Origin of the sequence: Citrobacter telavivensis (assembly GCF_041807075.1) — a bacterium.
Lineage (GTDB): Bacteria > Pseudomonadota > Gammaproteobacteria > Enterobacterales > Enterobacteriaceae > Citrobacter_A > Citrobacter_A telavivensis.
The window spans coordinates 1,397,491-1,420,491 of the sequence record NZ_JBGUBF010000001.1 but is presented as its reverse complement, the minus strand read 5'-3'; the positions used below and the strand labels follow the sequence as shown (position 1 = coordinate 1,420,491).

20 protein-coding genes are annotated in these 23,001 nt (G+C 53.9%); 11 read left to right on the top strand and 9 right to left on the bottom strand.

Annotation, left to right across the window (positions count from 1 at the left end; translation table 11 throughout):
• Positions 1-233 precede the first annotated feature (233 nt).
• Positions 234-875: a helix-turn-helix domain-containing protein gene (locus ACERJC_RS06755; RefSeq protein ID WP_178825550.1), complete on the bottom strand. Its 642-nt coding sequence runs from the start codon at positions 873-875 to the stop codon at positions 234-236.
• Positions 876-1,630: 755 nt separating this feature from the next.
• Between ACERJC_RS06755 and ACERJC_RS06750 the strand changes: the two genes are divergently transcribed.
• The 9 genes from ACERJC_RS06750 to ACERJC_RS06710 all read left to right on the top strand — a co-directional run bounded on the left by ACERJC_RS06750 (position 1,631) and on the right by ACERJC_RS06710 (position 10,658).
• The gene (locus ACERJC_RS06750; RefSeq protein WP_178825563.1) at positions 1,631-2,161 is read left to right on the top strand and encodes a fimbrial protein; all 531 of its coding nucleotides are present in this window, start codon (positions 1,631-1,633) and stop codon (positions 2,159-2,161) included.
• A 163-nt stretch (positions 2,162-2,324) separates the two neighbouring features.
• Positions 2,325-2,813: a fimbrial protein gene (locus ACERJC_RS06745; RefSeq protein ID WP_373671324.1), complete on the top strand. Its 489-nt coding sequence runs from the start codon at positions 2,325-2,327 to the stop codon at positions 2,811-2,813.
• A 23-nt stretch (positions 2,814-2,836) separates the two neighbouring features.
• Complete coding sequence (locus ACERJC_RS06740) at positions 2,837-5,362, top strand: outer membrane usher protein (RefSeq protein WP_373671323.1); 2,526 nt, start codon at positions 2,837-2,839, stop codon at positions 5,360-5,362.
• An 89-nt stretch (positions 5,363-5,451) separates the two neighbouring features.
• Positions 5,452-6,210 (top strand): fimbria/pilus periplasmic chaperone, encoded by a 759-nt coding sequence (locus tag ACERJC_RS06735; protein ID WP_373671322.1) that lies wholly within the window; start codon positions 5,452-5,454, stop codon positions 6,208-6,210.
• 59 nt (positions 6,211-6,269) lie between these two features.
• The gene (locus ACERJC_RS06730) at positions 6,270-6,809 is read left to right on the top strand and encodes a fimbrial protein (RefSeq protein WP_373671321.1); all 540 of its coding nucleotides are present in this window, start codon (positions 6,270-6,272) and stop codon (positions 6,807-6,809) included.
• Positions 6,810-6,821: 12 nt separating this feature from the next.
• Positions 6,822-7,385 carry a fimbrial protein gene (locus ACERJC_RS06725; RefSeq protein WP_373671320.1) on the top strand — a complete coding sequence of 188 codons (564 nt, stop codon included), beginning with the start codon at positions 6,822-6,824 and terminating at the stop codon, positions 7,383-7,385.
• A gap of 11 nt (positions 7,386-7,396) precedes the next feature.
• On the top strand, positions 7,397-7,942 hold the full coding sequence (locus tag ACERJC_RS06720; protein ID WP_178825740.1) for a fimbrial protein: 546 nt from the start codon (positions 7,397-7,399) through the stop codon (positions 7,940-7,942).
• Positions 7,943-8,000: 58 nt separating this feature from the next.
• Positions 8,001-8,954, top strand: a complete 954-nt coding sequence (locus tag ACERJC_RS06715) for a fimbrial protein (protein ID WP_178825742.1) — start codon at positions 8,001-8,003, stop codon at positions 8,952-8,954.
• A gap of 9 nt (positions 8,955-8,963) precedes the next feature.
• The gene (locus ACERJC_RS06710; protein ID WP_373671319.1) at positions 8,964-10,658 is read left to right on the top strand and encodes a PglL family O-oligosaccharyltransferase; all 1,695 of its coding nucleotides are present in this window, start codon (positions 8,964-8,966) and stop codon (positions 10,656-10,658) included.
• An 83-nt stretch (positions 10,659-10,741) separates the two neighbouring features.
• Here ACERJC_RS06710 and ACERJC_RS06705 read toward each other — a convergent pair whose 3' ends face one another.
• From ACERJC_RS06705 to ACERJC_RS06675, 7 genes are read right to left on the bottom strand one after another with little or no spacing between them, the layout of a single operon-like run.
• On the bottom strand, positions 10,742-11,668 hold the full coding sequence (locus tag ACERJC_RS06705; protein ID WP_373671318.1) for an oligopeptide/dipeptide ABC transporter ATP-binding protein: 927 nt from the start codon (positions 11,666-11,668) through the stop codon (positions 10,742-10,744).
• On the bottom strand, positions 11,661-12,647 hold the full coding sequence (locus ACERJC_RS06700) for an ABC transporter ATP-binding protein (protein ID WP_286633715.1): 987 nt from the start codon (positions 12,645-12,647) through the stop codon (positions 11,661-11,663). The genes ACERJC_RS06705 and ACERJC_RS06700 overlap by 8 nt, the downstream gene beginning before the upstream one ends.
• Positions 12,647-13,540 (bottom strand): D,D-dipeptide ABC transporter permease, encoded by an 894-nt coding sequence (ddpC, locus tag ACERJC_RS06695; protein WP_286633270.1) that lies wholly within the window; start codon positions 13,538-13,540, stop codon positions 12,647-12,649. Before ddpC ends, ACERJC_RS06700 begins: the two co-directional genes overlap by 1 nt.
• On the bottom strand, positions 13,537-14,559 hold the full coding sequence (locus tag ACERJC_RS06690; RefSeq protein ID WP_152404681.1) for an ABC transporter permease: 1,023 nt from the start codon (positions 14,557-14,559) through the stop codon (positions 13,537-13,539). Before ACERJC_RS06690 ends, ddpC begins: the two co-directional genes overlap by 4 nt.
• 44 nt (positions 14,560-14,603) lie before the next feature.
• Positions 14,604-16,154 carry an ABC transporter substrate-binding protein gene (locus ACERJC_RS06685; RefSeq protein ID WP_373671317.1) on the bottom strand — a complete coding sequence of 517 codons (1,551 nt, stop codon included), beginning with the start codon at positions 16,152-16,154 and terminating at the stop codon, positions 14,604-14,606.
• A gap of 15 nt (positions 16,155-16,169) precedes the next feature.
• Positions 16,170-16,757 (bottom strand): D-alanyl-D-alanine dipeptidase, encoded by a 588-nt coding sequence (gene ddpX / locus ACERJC_RS06680; RefSeq protein WP_286633267.1) that lies wholly within the window; start codon positions 16,755-16,757, stop codon positions 16,170-16,172.
• 14 nt (positions 16,758-16,771) lie between these two features.
• Entirely contained in the window at positions 16,772-17,638 is an 867-nt protein-coding gene (locus ACERJC_RS06675) for a MurR/RpiR family transcriptional regulator (RefSeq protein WP_286633266.1), read from the bottom strand.
• Positions 17,639-18,040: 402 nt separating this feature from the next.
• Between ACERJC_RS06675 and hdeB the strand changes: the two genes are divergently transcribed.
• Both hdeB and ACERJC_RS06665 read left to right on the top strand, forming a co-directional pair.
• Entirely contained in the window at positions 18,041-18,370 is a 330-nt protein-coding gene (gene hdeB / locus ACERJC_RS06670) for an acid-activated periplasmic chaperone HdeB (protein WP_373671316.1), read from the top strand.
• A 157-nt stretch (positions 18,371-18,527) separates the two neighbouring features.
• The gene (locus tag ACERJC_RS06665) at positions 18,528-20,459 is read left to right on the top strand and encodes a methyl-accepting chemotaxis protein (RefSeq protein ID WP_373671315.1); all 1,932 of its coding nucleotides are present in this window, start codon (positions 18,528-18,530) and stop codon (positions 20,457-20,459) included.
• A gap of 111 nt (positions 20,460-20,570) precedes the next feature.
• On the opposite strand, the gene dosP is transcribed toward ACERJC_RS06665, so the two are convergent.
• Entirely contained in the window at positions 20,571-22,976 is a 2,406-nt protein-coding gene (dosP, locus tag ACERJC_RS06660) for an oxygen-sensing cyclic-di-GMP phosphodiesterase DosP (protein ID WP_373671314.1), read from the bottom strand.
• Between the last annotated feature and the right edge of the window lie 25 nt (positions 22,977-23,001).

The window sequence follows — 23,001 nt, the reverse complement described above, 5'->3', positions numbered from 1 at the left end:
ATTGCCCGGTCGCGTGATGCGAACCGGGCATAAAAGCCTTACCGCGACAGCCAACCCTCATCATGCTCATTCGTATAGTTAAAACGTCGACTAACCAGAGCCAGGAATAACGTCCGCTCTTCGCCCTGGGCTGTGAGCCATGTCTGTATAAGAAACAAACGTAACGTTTTATTTTTTCCAGGCGATAACTGGTGGTAGAACGCGTAAAAAATGCACTGAATAATTAAATGCGATCAGTACTTCAACGGGATATTTTTGATGTCTTTAAGATAGCCGTTCTCAATAACAATATATCCCCCGTTTTTCAAATCAGACAAAATGCGCATGATAGCACTTCTGGATGCCCGGATTTTTTCCCTGATATAAGGTTCGACAAGAACACTGTCCCGTATAGACTGCGGTTTCTCCATTAACTCATAAAGTTGCATTCGTACGGCTTCAAAAACAGTCGGAGCGGTTAGTTTGAATATCACTTCAGGCATAATACTGGCAATTAACTGTAAATGTCTGGCAAAGGCTTCCCAAAGGTGGTGCTCGTTAAGTAAGGCATAAAAATAATCAAGGTCTATGATGGCAATTTCGGCTTTTACAATAACCCTGATTGTATACGCGGATATATAATCTACATGAATGGGTATGATGCCGCGCATTGTTGGCGCTTCTATATATTCGATAAGCACATCATCAGGTTGGCGATGTATTGAAATAACGCCACTGCGTATCATGTAGCATTTTGTCTGGTTTTTAGTGCTTCTTGTAAATCGGTGCCCTGATTCAAACGTTTTATATTCAAGTTTTGATTCAAGTTTTTCCATTATATAACGGCAATAAGTACTGTCCGTCTTGGTCGAAGCGTGTTTAATGGTGGTTGTCATTAGGTTTCGCAACGTAAAAAAGTATCATCGTATTATGATAGCAACTTTTGTGAAATTCACCTAAAAATGAAATCGATACCTGTCAGAATCTATCCTGACAGGATGGTGTTGCGTACGGTAATGTACGGCAATGAGAGATGAAAAGTATCGCATTGCCTCAGGGCGTTCGACGGTCTTCTCCCGATGAAGAAAGTAACCGGCTGAAGCGACTCACGCTACGGTACGTGGGCTCTGTCACCCAGTAGTGAACGTCGCGGTTTGTGATTTTAAACGCTTCCCACTTTTTTTCTCGACGGTAATGGCATCAGTACTCACCGATTATCAACACATTGACAATGTCAGTCTAAAAGATGATTTGTTTTATATTACTGCTAGTAATGGTGCTATTTCTTTTCTGCGTAGATTACGCTACCGCCGCTGACTTAACACTGTTCATTGTCCTTAATGATTATCGGTAAGCGGATATCTGTCTCGCATTTTTTATTTGTCAAGATTTTTCTAAATGAAAATGGGAGCACCTTTATTTTGCCCGTTTCAGACGCCCTCATTACTATCATTTCCACCTGGGAACGTACCAAACGAGTTGTCAGGCAGGCATTGCCCAGTCAGACAGGATGATGGGTAATGAAAATATTCGCAGAACAGATGAAATGTTTTTGTAGGGCACTGTTCATTTGAATATTGGGCTCTGTTTCAAACGCATAGCGCGTAATTGTACTGGCGAACATACATAAGGATTATTAAGAGGTTTTATGATGAATACTAAAAAATTAGTACTGGTACTGGCAATGGCTTCATGTGCAGCATTTGGTACCGCCAATGCGAAAGATCAGGGTCACGGTACTGTGACTTTCACGGGTTCAATTATTGATGCCCCGTGCTCCATTACTCCGGAAAGTTCTGAACAAACCATCGATCTGGGTCAGGTTTCTAATATGGCACTGGAAGACAGCGGCAAATCTATTCCGCAAACTTTCAGCATCAAGCTGGAACAGTGTGATATTTCAGGTACTGACAAAACGGTCACCACGACCTTCTCCGGTACTGCATCTGCCGCTGACTCAAAACTGCTGGGTATTGAAGGGACTGCGAAAGGCGCTTCTGTAGGGATCAGCACCACCACCGGTACGCTGATTGAATTAGGCAAACCTTCTCCGGCATATACCTTCCTCGCGGGTCCTAATGAACTGCGCTTTGCCGCCTATCTTCAGGGTGACGGTGCTTCCGCCACTATCGTCCCGGGTACCTTCCAGGCCGTGGCTAACTTCGCTCTGACGTATCAGTAACAGCGACAGGGCAGAATACCTCTGCTGTTTGCTTTCTTCACGCCATGTTGGCGGTTGTTTTCCGTGTGCTAACAACAGACAGCATGGCTTGTTTAAGAAATGATCACGTTGGAATTTTCGTATGTCATTGAACCACACTTTTTACTGCAAAGTGCTTCCCTGCATGCTTGCACTGTCCGTGTCAGGGGCGCTTTCAGCGGCCTATTCCGACCACGGACGTGTCGATATGCAGGGGAGCATTATTGACACTCCCTGTGCGATTGCCACCGCCGATCTCTCCCAGAGTATTGATATGGGCGATACCACAATAGGCGAGATTTACCTGAACGGACGCGGGCGGCCAAAACCGTTTTCTCTGAATCTGGTTAACTGTGTCCTGAGTTCGGGGGATTCTGCCCGCAGCCATTTTCGTACCACCTTTGACGGGCCTTCTGCTAAAGGGCTGTTCAGCGTCAGTGGGGCGAAGGGCGTGGGGTTACAGATAACTGATTCCACCGGTAACGTCGCAATCCCCGGCGAGCCACTTCCGGCCGGTATTCTGACCCCAGGTTCGCAGCGTCTGGATTACAACCTTCGCCTGGTGAGCGACCTTAGCCACCTGAAGGCAGGTGATTATCACGCGATTTTGCGTTTTAAAGTGGATTACCTCTGAAGGTTTATGACATGGAAAGACTCATGATGCTTGCTACAGGTGAGCAGTCACCCCGCCAGATATACAGTCTGCTTTGCCCTGTTGCAGTGAGTGTGTTATTGGCGCTGTGTGCTATGCGTAATGCCAGAGCAGATGATACCGTGCAGTTCAACACCGAAGTGTTGGATGTGAAAGAACGCGCCAACATTGATCTGAGCCAGTTTTCGCAGGCGGGTTACCTGATGCCGGGTAAATACCAAATGACGCTGCGGGTGAATAAATTTGAAATTCCTGACCAGCAAATTGAATTCCTGGCGCCTGAAAATGACCCGAAAGGCAGTCAGGCGTGTTTGACTCTGGAGATGGTGAAGCAGTTTGGCCTGAAGGATGCGACGCTCAAAGCGGCCACCTGGTGGCACGATAATCAGTGTTTGAATGTGTCATCCTTGCAGGGGATGACGGTAAGACCCGATCTCGGTACCGGTTCCTTATACATCAACATGCCTCAGGCCTATCTCGACTATTCATCGGAAGATTGGGATCCGCCTTCTCGTTGGGAAGACGGCATCCCGGGAATACTGTTTGATTACAGCATGAATGCCATGAACTCAAACCAGAACGACGGTGGGCATGATCGTACGGTCAGCGGCAACGGTACCACCGGGGCGAATGTTGGCCCGTGGCGTCTGCGAGCTGACTGGCAGGCACAATATAACAAGTCCAGCGGGACGAACGGCAGCACACAGAAAAACTGGGACTGGAGTCGTTATTACGCTTACCGTGCCATCACCTCACTTGGGGCAAAAATGGTGCTGGGGGAGACCTCGCTGGATTCTTCCATGTTCGACAGTTTCAACTTCACCGGCGCGAGCCTTGCCACCGACGATAACCAACTGCCACCCAACCTGCGGGGTTATGCGCCGGAAGTGGTGGGGGTGGCGAAAACCAACGCTAAGGTCACCGTTAGCCAGCAGGGACGTGTGATTTATGAAACCACCGTTGCCTCCGGCCCGTTCCGTATTCAGGATTTGAACTCGGCGGTGTCAGGGAAAATGGATGTGAAAGTGGAAGAGCAGGACGGCAGCGTCCAGACCTTCCAGGTCGACACCGCCAGTATTCCTTATCTGACCCGTCCGGGGCTGGTGCGCTATAAATTTGCATCCGGCAAACCGATGAACGACATACACCATACTCAGGGGCCAGAGTTTGGTACTGGGGAGTTTTCCTGGGGGATCAACAACGGTTGGTCGTTATACGGCGGTGGGTTATTTGCCGGGGATTACAACGCGTTGTCCGTGGGGATTGGCCGGGACTTGCTGGCGCTGGGTGCTATCTCTTTTGACATCACGCAGTCTCAGGCTAAGCTGCCGGATGAAGGCACGCTGAGCGGCAAGTCTTTTCGGGTCAGCTATTCAAAACGCTTTGATGAGTACGACAGCCAGGTCACGTTCGCCGGCTACCGTTTCTCCGAGCGCAACTTTATGAGCATGTCTCAGTATCTGGACCGCCGTTACAGTGAAAACACTAACAATGGTAACGATAAAGAGCTTTATACCGTCACGTTCAATAAACAATTTCGTCAGCTCAACGGCAGTGCCTATCTGAACTACAGCCACCAGACCTACTGGGACCGTGAAGCGAGCGACACCTGGAACCTGTCACTATCGAGCGCATTTGATGTCGGGCAATTTAAAAATGTCAGCGTCAGCATATCCGCTTACCGCTCTATGTATGACGGCACCAAAGATGACGGCGTCTATCTGAGCCTCTCCTTACCCTGGGGGGATGGCGGCACCATCAGCTACAACAGTCAGTACAGCGATGGCGGAGCTACTCGCACAGCGGGCTACTACAACCGTATCGACGAGAACAACAATTACCGTATTAATGCGGGCACCTCTTCCGACGGGCGCGGTACCGCCAGCGGCTATTTCACGCATGACGGCAGTATGGGCAGCGTCACGGCTAACGCCAGTTACACGGGCAGTGAATACAACGCGTACGGATTGTCGATGCGGGGCGGGTTGACGGCCACGGCGCAAGGGGCCGCATTACACCGCACGAACATACCTGGCGGGACCAGAATGCTGGTCGATACCGACGGCGTAAGCGACGTGCCGGTACACGGCATGGGCGGCACGGTGCGGACGAACTATTTTGGTAAGGCGGTGGTGAGTGACATCAGCAGCTATTACCGCAGCACGGTAGATGTTGACCTCGACAAACTGCCGGACAACGTCGATGCCACCCGTTCGGTGGTACAAGGCACCCTGACCGAAGGCGCCATCGGCTACCGTAAATTCGGGATCCTGGCCGGTGAGAAGGCCATGGTGGTGGTGAGACTGGCTGACGGCAGTTTCCCCCCGTTTGGTGCTGAGATCCGTAATAAAGAAGGGACGCCGACTGGCATCATTGGCGACAGCGGCAGCGCATGGCTGTCGGGTATTCGACCGAATGAAAAAATGGATGTGTACTGGAGCGATGGCGTGCAGTGCCGTATCGACCTGCCGTCTCCGCTGCCGAAAGCAAACAAAAGCTTATTGCTGCCGTGCATTACGGTCGCGGACTAACCGAAGAATCGTTGACGCAGGCATGGCGGCGACATGACAGCAGGCCGGATGCCCGTGACTCCTCAATCTTAATAAAGAAGTGAATAAGCATGAACGTGACAATCCCGAAAAATCGTATCCACATCGCTCTTAGCCTGATAGCCCTGACGCTGGTTACCCAGCAGGCACACGCCGCGATTGCCCTTGACCGCACGCGGGTTGTGTTCAACGGCGGACCAAAATCCATGACCTTGTCGGTGAGTAACCAAAATAAATCCCTGCCGTATCTGGCCCAGTCCTGGGTGGAAGATGCGAAGGGTAACAAAATTGAGGCTCCGCTAACCGCGCTACCGCCGCTCCAGCGGGTGGAACCGGGGGCGAAAGGGCAGGTGAAAGTGCAGATGACGAGTGACAAGAGCGTACTGCCGCAGGACAGGGAATCGCTGTTTTACTTCAACGTGCGTGAAATCCCACCGAAAAGCAGCAAGCCCAATACGCTGCAACTGGCGCTTCAGACGCGTGTGAAACTGTTCTACCGTCCGGAAGCGATCGCCATTGGACGCGGCGAAGAAAATGAAGCGCAGAAAAAACTGACGCTGACCCGTCAGGGTGATGGCTGGCAACTGAATAACCCTACGCCGTACTTTGTCACCATTGTGGCGGCCTCGTCCACGGCAAAGGGGAAATCGCCCGCTGATTTCACACCGGTGATGGTTGAACCGAAAGGTAATATTGCGCTGGGTACCAGCGCGGCAGCACTGGGCAACAGTCCGGTACTCACGTTTGTGAATGACTTTGGCGGGCGGCCGCAGTTGACCTTTCGCTGCAATGGCAGCACCTGCACCGTAAGCAATCTGAAAGCGGGCTAATGAACGAGCCAGGCGGGCAAACACAGGAGGGGCAAATGCGTAAAGGAAAACAACACATAATGTTGATTTCAATCCTGGCCGGTATGTTGCTGTGCTCCTGCACGGCTGGCGCGAGTGATGACTGGGACATTCCCGGTAATCACGGCGAGCTGGAGGTGTCTGGTTCGCTACGCGAAGGCGTCTGCCAGTTGGATATGCGATCGGAGTTTCAGGATGTGAAGATGGACAGTTCGGCGCTGGCTAATCTGGTGCATCCGGGTGACACCGGGCGACCGGTGAAACTGGTCCTTCGTTTATTGGGCTGCCAGGTGGCTAGATCGCCGAAGGCGGGCAAAGAAGAGATGCCCGCTGTCAGTTTTCAGTCACCGTCGGACCCGGATGAACCCTCACTTTTGCGCATGGGCGGGGTGACAGGGATTGGGTTACGCATCCTGGATGAACAGGGGAAACAGGTTTTACCGGGCACCCGGCATAAACCGCAGTTCTCGACTGAAGGCGGCAATGTTGTGGTGTACACCGTGCTGCCCGTGCGCACCAAAGCACCGTTGACCACCGGTGACTTTGTAGCCTCGGTAGATTTCCGGATGAGCTATGAATAAGGAGTTCGTGAAATGACCGTTACCGCTCGCATTTTTTCAACGCTGTTAATGGCGTCAGCCCTGCTTGTTTTACCTCCGGCGCAGGCCGCGCCTGGCAGTACGGGTGACAAATACTCACTGGATATCAACATGTACGGGACGCTGATGGCGAACAGTTCCTGCACTTTTAATGAGGGTGGGCCATTGCAGGTCGATTTTGGCGACGTGCAGTTGAAAGAGGGTGATAACAACACGGTCGAAGTGGACGGTGAGTACAGTAAACCCATGCCTTCCGATTTTACCTGTATCGGGGAGACTGGCGGGTTGGGGCTATTGCAGATGAAATTCACCTCTACCTCCGGCAGTTATGAAACCTGGCAGGGAACCGCCGTGATGGCAGTAGATAAAGGCATTGTCGGTATTGAGATGCAGGTGAACGGTACGGCTCAAAACATGGATGAATGGTTTGATGTCGATCCTGATGCGATGCCGGTGCTGACCGCTAAATTGGTGCAGCTCAGCACCACCAACAGCCAGAATGTGGTCAGCGGCGATAAATTCAATGCGTCCGGTACGTTGACGCTGGCGTTTAACTAAAGGTGCCTGTGATGAAAATACGTCTTCTGGTCGTCGGTGCGCTGTTAAGCCCGTTAGTCCTGAACTCAATTCCGGTGGCTATTGCTGCCGGGACGGGCGACAGCAACCAGGTTAATTTTACCGGACGTTTTATGCTGGGCGGACCCTGCAAGCTAGATCCACAAACGACGGATATCAAACTGGATTTCACCACGGTGGTCAAGAAAGAACTCTATCTCCACACCCGCACCAGCGCGATACCGTTCACCATCAAGCTGACGGATTGTGACACGACAAAAGCTGACCAGGTGGTTATCACTTTTAGCGGGACGGAAAGCGCCTTGCCTGGCGCGTTAGCGGTCACAGGAGAGGCAACAGGCGTTGCCATTGGTATGGAAAAACCAGACGGCACGCCGCTGCCGTTTAATAAGGCGACGCCGGGTTATAACCTGACCAGCGGTTCTAACAATATTACGCTTCAGGCTTACGTCATCGGTGAACCCAATGCCATAACGGCACAAACGATAAACGCCGGTGATTTTACGGCAACCGCAACTTTTGAACTGGCGTACCCATAAGGTTCGTTGCCGGAAATTTAACTACCAGAGCAACGAATAGAATAATGAGGTAATAATAATGTTTATCTTCAAACTGGAGAGTGTTTTATGCTTTCTTCAGAAAAGAGTAATTAAATTGCTGGTGATGCTATTTACTTTCTTGCAAATCCTGTTTATGCATCAAGCCAGTGCATACATACATGGTGCGCATGGGGTGCAATCCGCAAGTGGAAACGTAATCAATTGTTACGACGCAGTAACAGGGCTAGGCGACGGGGCAGTGATTAGATCAAATTATTGCACACTTCAAATTGATACTAATAATTATGTCCCTGCTTCCGGTACTTATAAAGTGCGTTTATATGTTGTAAATCCTAGTAGTGGGCAACAGTGGACTGCAGACAGTAAGGCGGTTTATATTGATCAAAATAAATCAGTGCAGGATCAGGATTTGGGTGTAGGAGGTGGTCAGGGCGACGTGGCTTTCGGTATTTCTACATATGGATTAGCAGTTACTAGTTGTTATTCATTAGTGGACGAACGAGGGGAGGTATACCTTATAAATATGCCAAATTATGGTCACAATTGCGAAGGTGTACCTGTACCGCCACTTCCGCCCACGCCCCCGGAGCCAGATATCGCCTGTGTTATCAACAACGGTAATGCACTTGACGTGGATTTAGGTACCCTCGATCGCGCTCAGTTGCCCACCGTACCCACAGAGGGGAAAACGGTTCCCATCGATGTCAATTGTACTGGGGGGGAGGTGACGGTCAATATGCAACTTAATTATACGCCAATCACAGTCGGTGCCACAGAAATAGCGAAGTCTGACGCGAATGGACTGGGGGTGGCGATTATGTATAACAGCAAAACGCTTTCGACGACGGACATCACACCCCTCAATTTTGTTGAAGGGGGGAATACGTTTGATCTTGCTTTTCAGGCGGTGCGTGACCCGAACGTTGCCGAAGGTGATGTACCCGTTGGCCAATTTAAAGCCAGCGCAACGTTAGTGCTGACACAGCAATAAATTATAACGATGAAGATTCATCACGGCGAAACGTTACCTGTGCGTAAATTTAATGATGCTGGCGTCACCCTGTTATTGTTTCTTTGGCTGTGTTGCGGCCTGAATGTTGTTTTACTCAATCGCGGCGGCGCGGGACTGGCGCTGCCGCAAAACCTGATGGCCTGGGCGTTTATGGCGCTGATTGCGCTCTGGTGTCTTTATACTCTGCCGCTAAAACGCAGGATAACCCTGGGCAAACTGCCCGCGGGGACTCTGCTCATCATCGCGGGCGTCGTGTGCTGGTCTTTGCCGCTGCTGTGGTCTCCGCGCCCGGACTGGCAGCTTAACGCATTACCCAAAGTTCTGGCGCTGTGGGGTATGGCCGCATTTTATATTCTGCTGCTCTGTTCCACGTCGTGCTGGCGTCTGCGTTCCCACTGGTTATTTGTTCTGGTCATCTCGGCACTTTTGCAGGCGGTGTATTCGGTTTGGCAGATAGAAACATTGCAGGATTTACCCGGTGGACGGCCTTATGCCAGTTTTCAGCAGGTCAATGTGTTGGCCTCTTTCCTGGCGACCGGTCTGGCATGCGCGCAATGGCTTTTTTTACAAAGCGGCGAGAGATGGGCAAAAATCGTCAATGGATGCGCGCTCCTCGTATTACCCCTGATGCTCGTTATCCTGCAAAGCCGGGCCGGACAGTTAGGTGCAGCATGCGGCATTTTCCTGCTAACGGTTATCACTATCCGCCGTAAAAAGCGCATGACGTTACGCGCAATGTTGCTGATAGCCGCAGGCACAGGCTTAGGGGTGCTGTGGCTGCATTTTGCACCGGATTTACTTCCCGTCGTCGATAAACAGAATTCCAATTTTTACCGTTTATACATGCTCAAGCTGTCCTGGCAACTGATTCAGTTACATCCGATTGCAGGCAATGGGTATGGCAGTTTTGAAGCTTTGTTTGGGCAACTGGCGCAACACAACCTGCCGGGTTTAGAAGCGGCAACGCTTTTCTATCCGCACAACGAACTGTTGTATGCCTGGGCTGAAGGGGGGCTGGTTGCCGTGGCAGGAATAGCGCTTATTATCCTTGGCGTTCTGAAACGCCTGTGGTGCACTAATGGCGCTAAATGGGCCGGGATCGCGCTGCTGTTACCGATTGCAGTCCATATGAATCTGGAATATCCAGTCTATCAATCCATCACGCATGGCCTGACGATCGTCATGCTGCTGACGGTTTGCGGCAGCGCGGTTCAAACCGTCAGTACAGGACAATATGGCGAGCATAAAACATCGCGCTCAGGCTTGCTTTGTCGCGGTCTGGCGGGGATAGCTTCACTGGCGGTGCTGGTTTTTATGCTCACCGGACTGCAAACCCAACATACTATTACCCTGGTTGAGCAACAGGGGTTGGTGCCCCTGGCGCTCGATGAACAGGCCGTCACGGCGTCATTACTCAATCCCTATAGCCAGTCCAGTCGGCTGGATTTTGACCGGCATGTGGCGATGCTACTGAGATTCAACCAGACGCGAGATCTTGCGCTGCTCGACGCGTTTCGACACTGGGCGACGGATTATCTGCAAGTCCATAACGACCCCGAGGTCTATGCCAGCCTGCTGATGATTTCTCGTGCGCAGAATTTAGCCTCCGCAGAGTCGATATGCCGGGGGGCAAACGGCCGCTGGCCATCCGATCCACGATTTGTCTGTGGCAACGCGCAATAGCGTTATGCGCACGTAACCTCTGCCGGCAGTCGGCATTGGCTTTTCCGGCCAACGTAGCGCCTGTAGGCCGGATGAGCGGAGCGCTATCCGGCACGCCAGCAGCGCACGTCGATTCCCGAATCAAGCCTGCGTAGCCCCTGTCGGTTTTCACATCCGCTACCGGCCTGCGGGCACCGTTCGCGAAAGAAACACCCCACCGGCAAAACCCGGTTGCCGGGCAACTCCGTTTTGCGAATCACCAGCTCTTCGGCCAGCGGCGCGCCGGTTTTCGGCACGGAATCCAGCAGCAGACGAGTATACGGATGTGCCGGGGTGGTAAGCACCTGCGCCGTATCGCCGAGTTCGACGATTTGCCCGAGGTACATCACCGCCACCCGGTCGCTCATATGACGTACCACCGAGACGTTATGTGAGATCAGAATGTAGGTCAGATTGCGACTGGCCTGCAGTGCAACCAGCAGGTTCAGGATCTGTGCCTGAACGGAAATATCCAGCGCTGATGTGGGTTCATCCAGCACGATCACGTCCGGTTCTGACGACAGCGCGCGGGCAATAGCAATACGCTGACGCTGCCCGCCGGAGAAGGCGTGTGGCAGACGGTCGAGATATTCCGGGCGGATCCCGACCTGGCTTGCTAACGCGGCGGCCAGCGCCCGACGTTCCCGCTCGCCGCTGCGCTTGTGGATCCACACCGGTTCGGTGATTATCCGCCAGACGGGCAGACGCGGATCCAGCGAAGAGAGCGGGTCCTGAAACACCATCTGCATTTCGGTCGACGCGGAGTCCTGCTGATACTGCCCCTGGCTGGGTTTCAGCATTCCCATAAGCAACTGCGCCAGCGTACTTTTACCGCAGCCGGATTCGCCCACGATCCCCAGCGTTTCGCCCCGACGGATCTGTAAATCCATCCCGTTGAGCGCGTGCACGCGTTCGGTCACCCGTCCCAGCCAGTTTTTCTTCGCCGGGAAATCAACGTGCACATCTTCTAAGGCCAGCAATGTTTCAGACATGGGAACTCTCCAGATGGGGATACCAGCAGGCCGACCGCTGGTCGCCAGCGCCGAGGGGGCTCATGGTGGGTATCGTTTCGCAAAGCGGACCCGCGGCAAAACAGCGATCCCGAAACGCGCAGCCGTGCGGCAAACGGGTGAGATCCGGCACGGTGCCGGGGATTGCCGGCAGCGGTTGGCGCGGTTCCCCCTGTTCCGGCGCGCATTTGAGCAGGCCAATCGAATAGGGATGGGTCGGATGGTGAATCACAGCATCGGTTGGGCCGCTTTCAATGACGCTTCCGGCATACATCACGTACAGCCGGTCACACAGTTGCGACACCACCGCCATGTCATGGCTGATAAACAGCACGGCCGTGCCGCTGGCGCGGGCTTTGTGCTTCAGCAACCGCAGCACCTGCAACTGCACGGTAACGTCCAGCGCGGTGGTGGGTTCATCGGCGATGATCAGTTCCGGCTCGCAGGAGAAGGCAAGGGCGATCATGACCCGCTGACGCATCCCACCCGAAAGCTCAAACGGAAAGCGGCTCATCACCCCGGCGGCGTCGGGGATCTGCATCTCTTCCAGCAGGGTAATCGCTTTTTCGCGGGCCTGCGCGCGACTCACCGTCTGGTGGTGGCGAATCACCTCTACCATCTGCTGGCCGATACGGCGCGTCGGGTTGAGGGCCGTCATCGGCTCCTGGAAGATCATCGCCACGCGGGCGCCGCGCCACTGGCGCATCTGCTTCTCACTGGCGTTCAGCACATCTTCGCCCAGTAACGAGACGCGCCCCTGATGGATGCGATAGCTGCCTTCCGGCAGCAGACGCATGGTGAGCATCGCCGTGACCGACTTCCCGGAGCCTGATTCGCCTACCACGCCGACAATCTCGCCGCGATGAATGCGCAGCGACACATGGCTCAGTGCATGAACATCGGCTTTGTATCCCGGAAAGCTTAAGTGTAAATCGTCTATTTCCAGCACCGGTTGAGTCATCACTGTTTTCCTCCTGCTTTCGGATCCAGCAGATCACGGATCCCGTCACCGAACAGGTTAAAACCGACGGCGGTGATCAGGATGGCGGCACCGGGGAAGGCGCAATACCACCACTGATCGAGAACGTAGTTGCGACCAATCGCCACCATTGCCCCCCATTCTGCGCTCGGTTGCTGGGCACCAAGCCCGATAAAGCCCAATGTTGCCGCCATCAGGATGGCGCTGCCGATATCCAGCGACGCCTGCACAATCAGCGGCGGCAGCGAGTTGCGCAGGATGTGCCAACTGATCAAATGCCAGCGGGAGGCGCCGTACGTGCGGGCAGCCTGCACATAGGCAAACTGGCGCACGACCAGCGTTTGTCCGCGCGCCAGCCGCACATAAAAGGGAATGCGCACGATGGCAATTGCCAGCATCGCGTTAAGCAGGCTCGGACCCAGCGCGGCGGCCAGCGCCATCGTCAGCACCAGAGAGGGGATCGACAGCATGATATCCATCATCCGCATGATGATGGCGTCAGCGCGACCGCCCATCACGCCGGACAGACAACCGAGCAGTGAGCCAACGCCGCCCGCAATCCCGACCACCACCAGCCCGGCGACAATTGACTGCTGGCTGCCCACCAGCACGCGACTGAACAGATCCCGTCCGACCTCATCCGTTCCGAACCAGTGCGCCGCCGTCGGCGGCAACAACCGCGCGCTTAAATCAATGGCATTCGGATCGTAAGGCGTTAGCCACGGCGACAGCACCATCAGCAGCAGCATCAGGACAATGATCGCCCCGCCAATTAGGGTCAGCGGACTGCCTTTCATCAGCCAGAACAGTCTGGCCCAGTCAATGCGCCGACGCGTCGCGCGAACCGGCGTCGGGGTCTCTTCGGTTAACATCATTCAGCACCTCCGCGCCCGATGCGTGGGTCCACCCACAGATAGAGCAGATCGACCACCAGGTTGACCAGCACATAAGCAAAAGAGACCACCACGGCAAAACCCATCACCGCCGGGAAATCAAGCGCCTGAATCGACGTTACAACCCAGGCGCCCATACCGGGCCAGGCAAAAACAGTTTCGGTCAGTACTGCGCCATACAGCAGATCGCCCAGCGCCAGTCCAAGTACGGTGATCGACGGGATCAGCGCGTTGGGCAGGGCGTAACACAGTACGATGTACCAGCCGGGAAGACCGCTGGCTTTAGCCGTGCGGATATAATCTTCACTGAGCTGTTCCAGCATCGCAGAACGAATTTGCCGTGCCACAATCCCCAGATGAACGAACGCCAGCGTCAGCGACGGTAAAATCAGATGCTGTAGTGCATTGAAAAAGACCTCGCCGTTGCCTTCCAGCAGAGCATCAATCAGATAAAACCCGGTGACATGCGTCGGCGGATCCAACCAGTCATCCAGTCGTCCGCCTCCCGGTAAAATGTGCAGTTGTCCGTAAAACAGCACGATAACGCCCAGGCCCAGCCAGAATGCCGGCGTTGAAATACCGGTGATCGCCATCAGGCGCACCAGATGGTCCAGCCAGCGATTACGCCAGACGGCGGAGAGGATGCCTAACGGAATACCGATAACCAGCGCCAGCAGCAGCGAGCAAAAGGCCAGCTCCAGCGTGGCCGGGAAAAAGACGCGCAGCTCTTCCATCACCGGACGTCCGGTGCGAATCGAAATGCCTAAGTCGCCCTGGAAGACATCGCCTACGTAGCGGGCAAACTGCACGTACAGCGGTTGATTCAACCCAAGCTGTTGGCGAATGTTCTCGACAATCTCTTCGCTTGCCCGGTCGCCCGCCAGCAGGCGCGCCGGATCGCCGGGGATCAGGTGCGAAATAATAAAAGTGATGACGCAAACGCCGGCCACGACAAGGACAAGTCCCCAGCAGCGCTGGCGCAAAATGCTCCAGAAAGTCATTGGCTTCCCCTGGCGGAGCCAGTACGGCTCCGCATTAACGTGGCTTATTTGCTCATGGTGCCGATATTAAAGACCTGCTCGAGCATCGGATTGAACACGAAGCCTTTGACCTCTTTGTTCATCGCTAACTGGTAGTTCTTCTGGAACAGATAGACGTAAGCCGCTTCATCAATGACTATCTTCTGTGCCTGCTGGTAGTCCGTGGTTCTGGCCGTCTGATCGGTCGTGCTCAGCGCACTGCGCAACAGCTTGTCGACCTCGGCGTTTTCATAGAACGAACGGTTTCCGGGCAGTCCTTTCTTGTCAGACTCGAACCAGTAGTTCATGAACATATACGGGTCAGCGAAGTCCGGACTCCAGTTGCCGATGGCGATGTCGTAATCGCCTTTACCCACGCGATCGCGCATCGTGGCATTCGCCAGTTTTTCCAGCTTCACGGTAATGCCCAGTTTGCCGAGGCTGGCCTGGGTGGCGAGGGCAATTGGCTCCCAATTTGGATCGTTATCGGAATAGAGGAAGCTCAGGCTGGTGGGTTTGCTGGCGACTTTCTCCCATTCAGCTTTCGCTTTGGCTTCATCAAAATGGTATTGCAGCGCAGAGGGGTCATAGCCCCACATGCCTTCCGGGATCGGCCCGCGCATCTGTTTGCCGTTACCGCTGAGGATCCCTTTCACCATGCCCTGATAGTCGGTGGACCAGGAGATGGCCCGACGCAGTTCCGCCTGATTCAGCGGCGCTTTGCTGTTGTTCAGATAAAGATAGGTCACGCGCAGCGACGGATAGTCCGCCACCGCAACGCTGCCTTCCTGTTTTAACGCGCTGAGCTGATCCACCGGCAGGGCATCGGCGATATCGATATCGCCACGCGACAGTTGCAGGCGACGCGACGCGCTCTCACCAATGATTTTCACCGACACGCGTTTAAAATTCGGTTTTGGCCCGGCGTAATGCGGGTTCGGAACCAGCACCAGTTGTTGACCTTTCTGCCAGTTTTTCAGCATAAACGGCCCGGATCCTGCGGTGTTTTGCGCCAGAAAACCGCGAGCGTCATCTGCCGCATGCGCTTTCAGCACGGCAGGGTTGATGATCGATGCACCGTCATTGGCCAGGGTATAAAGGAACGGCGCGAACGGTTGGCTGAGCGTAAATTTCACCGTGTGCGCATCAACGGCTTCCACTTTGAGATCCTTGGGAAACGCTTCTGCGGGGCCCTGGCCGATTTTCAGCAGGCGCTCGAAGGACTGCTTCACTGCCTCGGCAGTTACGGCGGAGCCATCGGCAAATTTGGCCCGATCGTTAAGCGTGAAGGTCCACTCTTTCTGATCGTCAGAGGCTTTCCAGCCGCTTGCCAGATCGCCTTCCACTTCGGTAGAGCCTTTGTCACCCTCGGTTTTATACTTCACCAGGCGCTGATAGGACGGATAAGTGACCGTCCAGTCGTTATTATCAATGGTAACCGCCGGGTCAAGGGTTTGCGGATCGGCGGCTTTGCCGATCACCAGCATGTCTTTCGGGACGGCAGCCTGAGCCGCAGGCAGGGTCATCGCCAGGGCAACAGCAATCAACGCGGGGCGAAATAGCAGAGTTAATTTCATGATGAAGCTCCGGAATCAAAAGGATGTGTGTGTCGTTGTGGTCGTAACGGGAAAGCAGGCAATACAGTCGTCCAGCAGCGGATAGCGACTCGCGGCGGGTAACTCAAAATGCCACCACTCGCTGCTGATGCCGACGAAGCCACCGCCAAACATAATGGCGTTGAGTAACAGTCGGTTACGCTGCGCGGCGGCAGGAACAGAAGGGTGGTAAGCATGGGAACGGTCGTGCATCTCATCAAAACCCGCGCCCATATCCAGGATCTTGCCGTTGGCGTCTTTCAGGGTGACGTCGATGGCCGTTCCGCGACTGTGGTTAGAGCCGATGGCGACATCGACCACGTACTGCGGATCGGGGCAGGCATCCCACAGGATCGACTGCGCCTGCTGTGGGCGATAGGCGTCATAAACCACCAGAGAAAGGCCCGCCAGTTGCGCGATGCTGATGCTTTTTGCCAGCGCGGTGACAGCATCCTGATGCAGCAGGCAGCGCGATTCGCGATAAATCGGCGCGCCGGTCAGGTTATCGGCGGTCGCGTATTTGAGGTCGATATCCAGCGTCGGAAAAATCACCGACAGATCGGCCAGTTGCGGAGTTTCAGACATAGCACGTTTCCTGTTTATTGTTCGAATTGACCAAATTCTTGTTGTAACTGGCGGTTGGTCTGTAACCGCCCGGTAAGTGAATCGCCCAGTTGTTCCGCCACGCCGGAAAGCAACAGGTTGAACAGACAGCTCACGGGAGCCAGCGAATCCCAGAAGTGTCCGGTGTCGGTTTTCACCTGCAGTAAGTCGATGGCGTAATCTCGCGCCCAGGGGCACCAGATATCGGTTACCAGCGCCAGCGGTATTTGCCGCTCGCTGGCGACGCGGCAATACTGCCGGGCGATGGCGGAATAGGCGCGGGTATCGGTCAGCACCACATACGGTTTCTCAAACCCGGAATTGAGGGACTCCACCCAACTGCCGGAGAGCCCTTCGGAATAGTTCACCCTGGGCCGCAGATACTCGAGGTGACTGAAAAAAGCGTTGGCGATACCCCGCGTCGACTGGATCCCCAGCACATATACCGCTTCCGCCTGCGCCAGTTGCCGGATAATGCGCTGGAAAGTTTCCCCTTGCGCCAGTTGATAAACATGGGCGATCGCATCTATCTCCAGCGACAGCGACTGACGTGCGCGGTCCGGCAACTGCTGCTGTTGCTGCCAGGAGTCCAGACGCTCGTTCATGCCCCAGGGCTGATAGGGAACGCCCGGCAGTTCCCGCAGGCTGGCTTTGACATCTTCCAGATTGCGGTAGCCGATTTTGCGCAGGTAGCGTCCGACGGTAATCCCGCTGGTGCCCGTCGCTTTGCCAATGCTGTCGGCGGTTTCAAACGGGATCTGCGCCGCATGGGTTAACAGCCAGCTGGCAACGCGCTTTTCGCTCGGCGTATGCAGGCTGAAGGTCTGTTCAATTCGGGTCAGTAACTCAGGTTTTGCTGTCATCACCGTCTCGCTGTTACCAGGCTGTCAAAAGTCCGCTCACTGTTAGTCAATTAACAATGCAGGACGCGTGCCATGTTCGGAAACGCCGCCGCTGCGGGCGTCAATTGTTAAAATGACGCCGATTTTATTAACCAATGATCAACATTTGTGCAGCGTAGTGCAGTTTTGGTGCAACGGTAAGGTGGAAGGGCGTTTATCTGCAGGATACGCAGGCGGGATCACATTCTCGCGGCGAAATAAGCGGCAAACATCGGGATCGGTACAGGGAAATATCAATAACAGCCATAACACGTGTACATGTATTTATTTCTTTGAGGGGAAGGGTATTATTTTTCTCGTTCTACATTAACGGTTTAAAGCGCTCATGTAGAGGTTATTTATATCATTAACGGAGCCATCATAATGAACAAATTCTCCCTTTCTGCAGCAGGTATTTTAGTGGCAGCGCTGTTGACCAGTGTTAGCGTAAATGCAGCAACAACAGACACGAAAACCGACGTCACCCCCAAAAGCATGAGCTGCCAGGAGTTCATCGACCTGAACCCGCAGACGATGGCACCGGTTGCCTTCTGGGTATTAAATGAAGATGAAGACTTTAAGGGCGGGGACTACGTCACTTTCGATGAAACCGTGACAACCGCCGTTCCTCTAACGGTTGAAATCTGTAAAAAACATCCGCAAAGCGAATTGGCTAAAATCAAAGACGAAATCAAAAAAGAATTAAGCAAATAAGATTAAGCGCTTATTTAAACCCAGCCAGAGTGCTGGGTTTTGCTATTTGTGACAACGTCACATTATTAATTTAAGACAATATTGGATTTTGTATAAAGCTCTAAAACCATGTGCCGATACTGAATATAAATTAGTCTGGAAATAAAAGGATGTTTATATGGTCTGGTATCCGTCACGTATTTCGACTCGTTTGACACTCGGGGGGATCGCGTTACTTGCCGTAACGACGTTAGTTATTGTTGTTATTATGCTTTGGCGCGGGCAACCTCGCGTCGTTGAAATCAACACGGCGTTGATCGAGGAGACCGGGCATGGCCTGACGCGTCAACTCAGCAGCGTCCTGTCACGCATTGAGGGAGAAACCGTTAGCCTGTCGCGCCTGGCCGAAGTCCTGCCAAATGACGAAGCGCTGTACCGCGCGGTTGTGCCGCGTTTACTGGGCGAACAAAATAATTCGATCATCACTGGGGGCGGAATCTGGCCTGAACCCGATGCCTTCACGCCCGGTGTTGCGCGTCGCAGCTTTTTCTGGGCACGCAATACCGACGATAAGCTGGTGTTTTCCGATGAATATAACGCGCCTGGCGGCAACGGTTACCACAGCGAAAGCTGGTATCAGGGCGCGAAAGGTCATTCAAAGGAAAACTGTGTCTGGTCTGATGTTTATCAGGATGCTATTTCCGGAATCAACATGGTGACCTGCAGCATTCCGTATCAACTGGCGGGTAAATTCGCCGGTGTGGCAACGACAGATATTCGACTCGATAACGTTGCCAGCTTTATGCAGCAGCAGGGCGGACGCACCGGTGGATACGCCTTTGTGGTCGATAAGCAGGGACAAATTCTCTATTTCCCGCAAAACGATCGGGATCATTACAAAACCGTTGGCGATCTGGTGAAGGCTTCCGCGTGGCTGAGTCCGGTCGCGCAGCGTTTGCAGAAACTACGCACCGCAACCACCGATGTCTCCTCCATTGCACTGGAAAACGACGGCATTCTGAACGCGCCATCACGCGTGATGCTGTTCCCGATGGCTGATACCGGTTGGGTGGTGGGGCTGGTGACGCCGCAAGAACGCATCGTCGGACTGGCGAAAGTGATGATGCGCGATGTTCTTGAAGTGCTGATCCCGGTCATGACGCTGTTGCTGGTGGGATCCTGGCTGGTGGTCCGTCGCTTGATTGCCCGTCTGGACGACACGCGCCGGGCGCTGGACGATATCGCACAGGGTGAAGGCGATCTGACCCGTCGCTTAGAAGTGAGAGGTAAAGACGAAATTTCGGCGATTGCGCAGGCGTTTAACCTTTTCGTGGATAAAATTTCCGCCATCCTGCTTACGGTGCGCAGCAGCAGTGAGGTGGTGGCGAACAACGCCGTCAGCCTTGCCGACAGCAATACTGAATTGTCATCACGCGTCACCCAGCAGGCGGCGGCGCTGGAAGAGAGTGCGGCGGCGATGGAGCAACTTAATGCGACCGTACATCAAAATGCCAGTAATACCCAACTGGCCGATGAGCTTTCAGAAAGTACAGCGCAAACGGCTAATCGTTGCGGAGACGTCATGCATGGGGTGATTTCGACCATGGATAACGTCAGTGCCTCATCGGGTCGAATGGTTGAGATCGTATCCGTGATTGACAGCATTGCTTTCCAGACGAACATTCTCGCGCTCAATGCCGCCGTGGAAGCGGCCCGCGCCGGGGATGCCGGGCGCGGATTTGCCGTCGTGGCATCGGAAGTCAGAACGCTGGCCCAGCGTAGCGCTACCGCCGCCCAGGAGATCAAAGCGCTGATTGATGAGTCGGTATCTCATGTCGATAACAGCAGCCAGCAAATTCATCATGCCGGCGATCGTTTACAGGAACTGGTGGGGCATGTTCGTCAGGTGCGTCAGTTAATGGGGGAAATTCGCGTGGCGGGAGAAGAGCAGCGCAAGGGCGTGGCCGAAGTTACGCTCGCCGTGACGGAAATGGACAGCACGGTCCAACAGAACGCCTCGCTGATTGATGATGCGGCGGCGCGCACGCATATCTTAAAAGCCGAAGCGGAAGAACTGGCCTTGCAGGTATCATCGTTTAAATTGCCGTAACGTCGTTGTGATGGAATTGCCGGAGGCGACGTTGTCTTATCCGGCCAACGCATGACATCACCCCAGAGGCCCGGTAAGCGACAGCGCCATCGGGCCTCTCATCACGGTGAATCAGATTTTCAACGGCAGCGCCGTCTGCATCCAGGTGGCTATCTCATCTGCCGGAATGGGACGGGAAAAATAATATCCCTGAATCACCGGACAATTCATTGAGCGCAACAGCTCAAATTGTTCCTTCGTTTCAACGCCTTCCGCAATTACCATCAGGTTCAGACTCTGCCCAATGCTGATAATCGCTTCCAGCAAAGACTGAATGCGTTTCTCGGTCTGGCAGCGATCGACAAAGGTTTTATCAATTTTTAATTCTGTTACGGGCAGGCTGACCAGGCGGGAGAGGCCGGAAAAACCGGTGCCGAAATCATCGATCGACAGTCCCACGCCCATGTTGCGTAAGATCTCAATGCGCCTGAGGATCTCTTCATCCTGCTCCATCATCATGCTTTCGGTGATTTCGACCGTCAGCTGATCGCCCGGAATGGCAAATTCCACCATCGCTTCCGATACCTGGTCCGGCAGCTGATTGCTACGAAAGTGCAGGGCGGAGAGGTTCACCGACAGGGTCGGAATGGTCAGCGACATCGTGCGCCATTCCGCCAACTGGCGACACGCTTCTCTGACCACCCAGCGACCAATATTCTCAATTTCGCCCGTCTCTTCAGCGAGCGGAATAAAACGATTGGGCGGTACGTGACCGTGCACCGGATCGCTCCAGCGCGCAAGCGCTTCGAAACCATACAGCTCGCCGGTCTGGGCAAAGATCTGCGGCTGATACACCAGCCGCAACTGGTCATTGGCAATGGCATTTTTCAACGCCGCGCCCAGTTGCAGACGTTCTTTTACGGCGAGGTTCATTTCCGGGTTGAAGAACTGCCAGCCGTTACCCCCCGCTTTGCGAATGAAATCCATCGCGTTGTGGGCCGTGGAAAGCAGATAATCACGTTCTCGTCCCGCCTCATAGCTAATCCCGATGCTGAAGGTCAACGGGAAGGGCTTGTCGTCATAAAGTGTCGCTTCACTGCCGATATTGATCAGTTCATCCGCAAACTGGGTGATATTACTCATTTCGTGGTCGTCACTGACCAACACAAACTGCGTGCCTTCGATACGGCTTAAATACTGATTGGGCCTGAGCCGGTCGCGAATTTTATTGATAACCTGCTGCAAAACCTGATCGGCCACGGCGTAGCCAAGACTGTCGATGACATCCTGGAAGTGATCGACGCTGATGAGAAACACCACCGGCGAGAAGGCTTTTGCGCCAACAATGAGATCGTCGAGATAGGCGTGCAGGTGATTGCGGTTGGGCAGACCGGTGAGCGGGTCAAACTGCAGGAGATGCTCGATATGTTGACGGCTTTTCTCCTGTTCCAGCGCCAGGGCCGCCATATGCTGGCTGATATCTGCCACGCGCTCAATAAAGGCGCTGGTCTCTTTCCCTTTTGTCGTTTTAATTAATAGCGTCCCGGCCGGCTCACCATCACGTTGACGAATGGTGAGCGTCCAGACGCTCAAATCCTTCGCGTCGATCTCTTTTGATGACGCGGCCCAGAACTGGCGGGCGTTATCTTTCAAGGCATACAGCGAAACATGCGTATCCCGCAGTACCGCTTCGATATTGCGGCAAATAATGTCACCCATTTCGTGAAACGGCGGGCTGGTGCACATTGCCGCCAGAATATTGCCTTCAAGCTGGCGAATCTGCCGTTCTTCGGTGATATCAGAAAAGGTCATGACCAGGTTTTGCAGTTCACGACGCGGGTCATGAACCGGGCTGACAGACGCTTTAATCCAGATCTTTTCGCCCGCACGGGTGACCACCAGAAACTCATCCTGATCGCGGGTCGTTTTCCAGAGTAGCTGCTTGAGTCTCTGGCGATTATCCGACGGCTCTTCGGGAATATTGAGCAGGTCATCCGGTTGTTGACCCGACGCATCGGTAATGCCGTAGCCAAACATTTCGGTAAAGGCGCGGTTACACTGAACAATGCGGCGCGCAGGGTCGAGCACAATCACCGGGCGGTCGAGATGATCGACCGCCAGCACCAGCAGACGTTTCTGTTCTTTTTGTTCCATCTCTACGCTGGCATCTCGCACAAACGCCAGATAGAAAATCTTGCCAGCCACGTTTACTTTTGACAGGGCAAAACGCGTCCAGACTTTGCTGCCGTCTTTTCGTTCCAGCAGCAATTCCCGGCTCATCCCTTCGACACGCGCCTGGCCGCCTTCACGGTTATGCCGAATGTAATCCGGGTGAGCGGGGCGTAAATCATGGGGAATGAGCATCGAGATGCCATTACCGATCACCTCGTCACGACGATATCCCCAGAGCTTTTCCGCTGCCGGATTAAAAAACAGGACTTCGTCATTTTCATTAATTAATACCGCCCCCATCATATTCTGCTCAAGAGCAGGAAAGAAAATGCTGTCTCCGGAGCCTTCAACGTCGGTTAGCTTCATTTTTTACCTCTGCATCCGGATATTT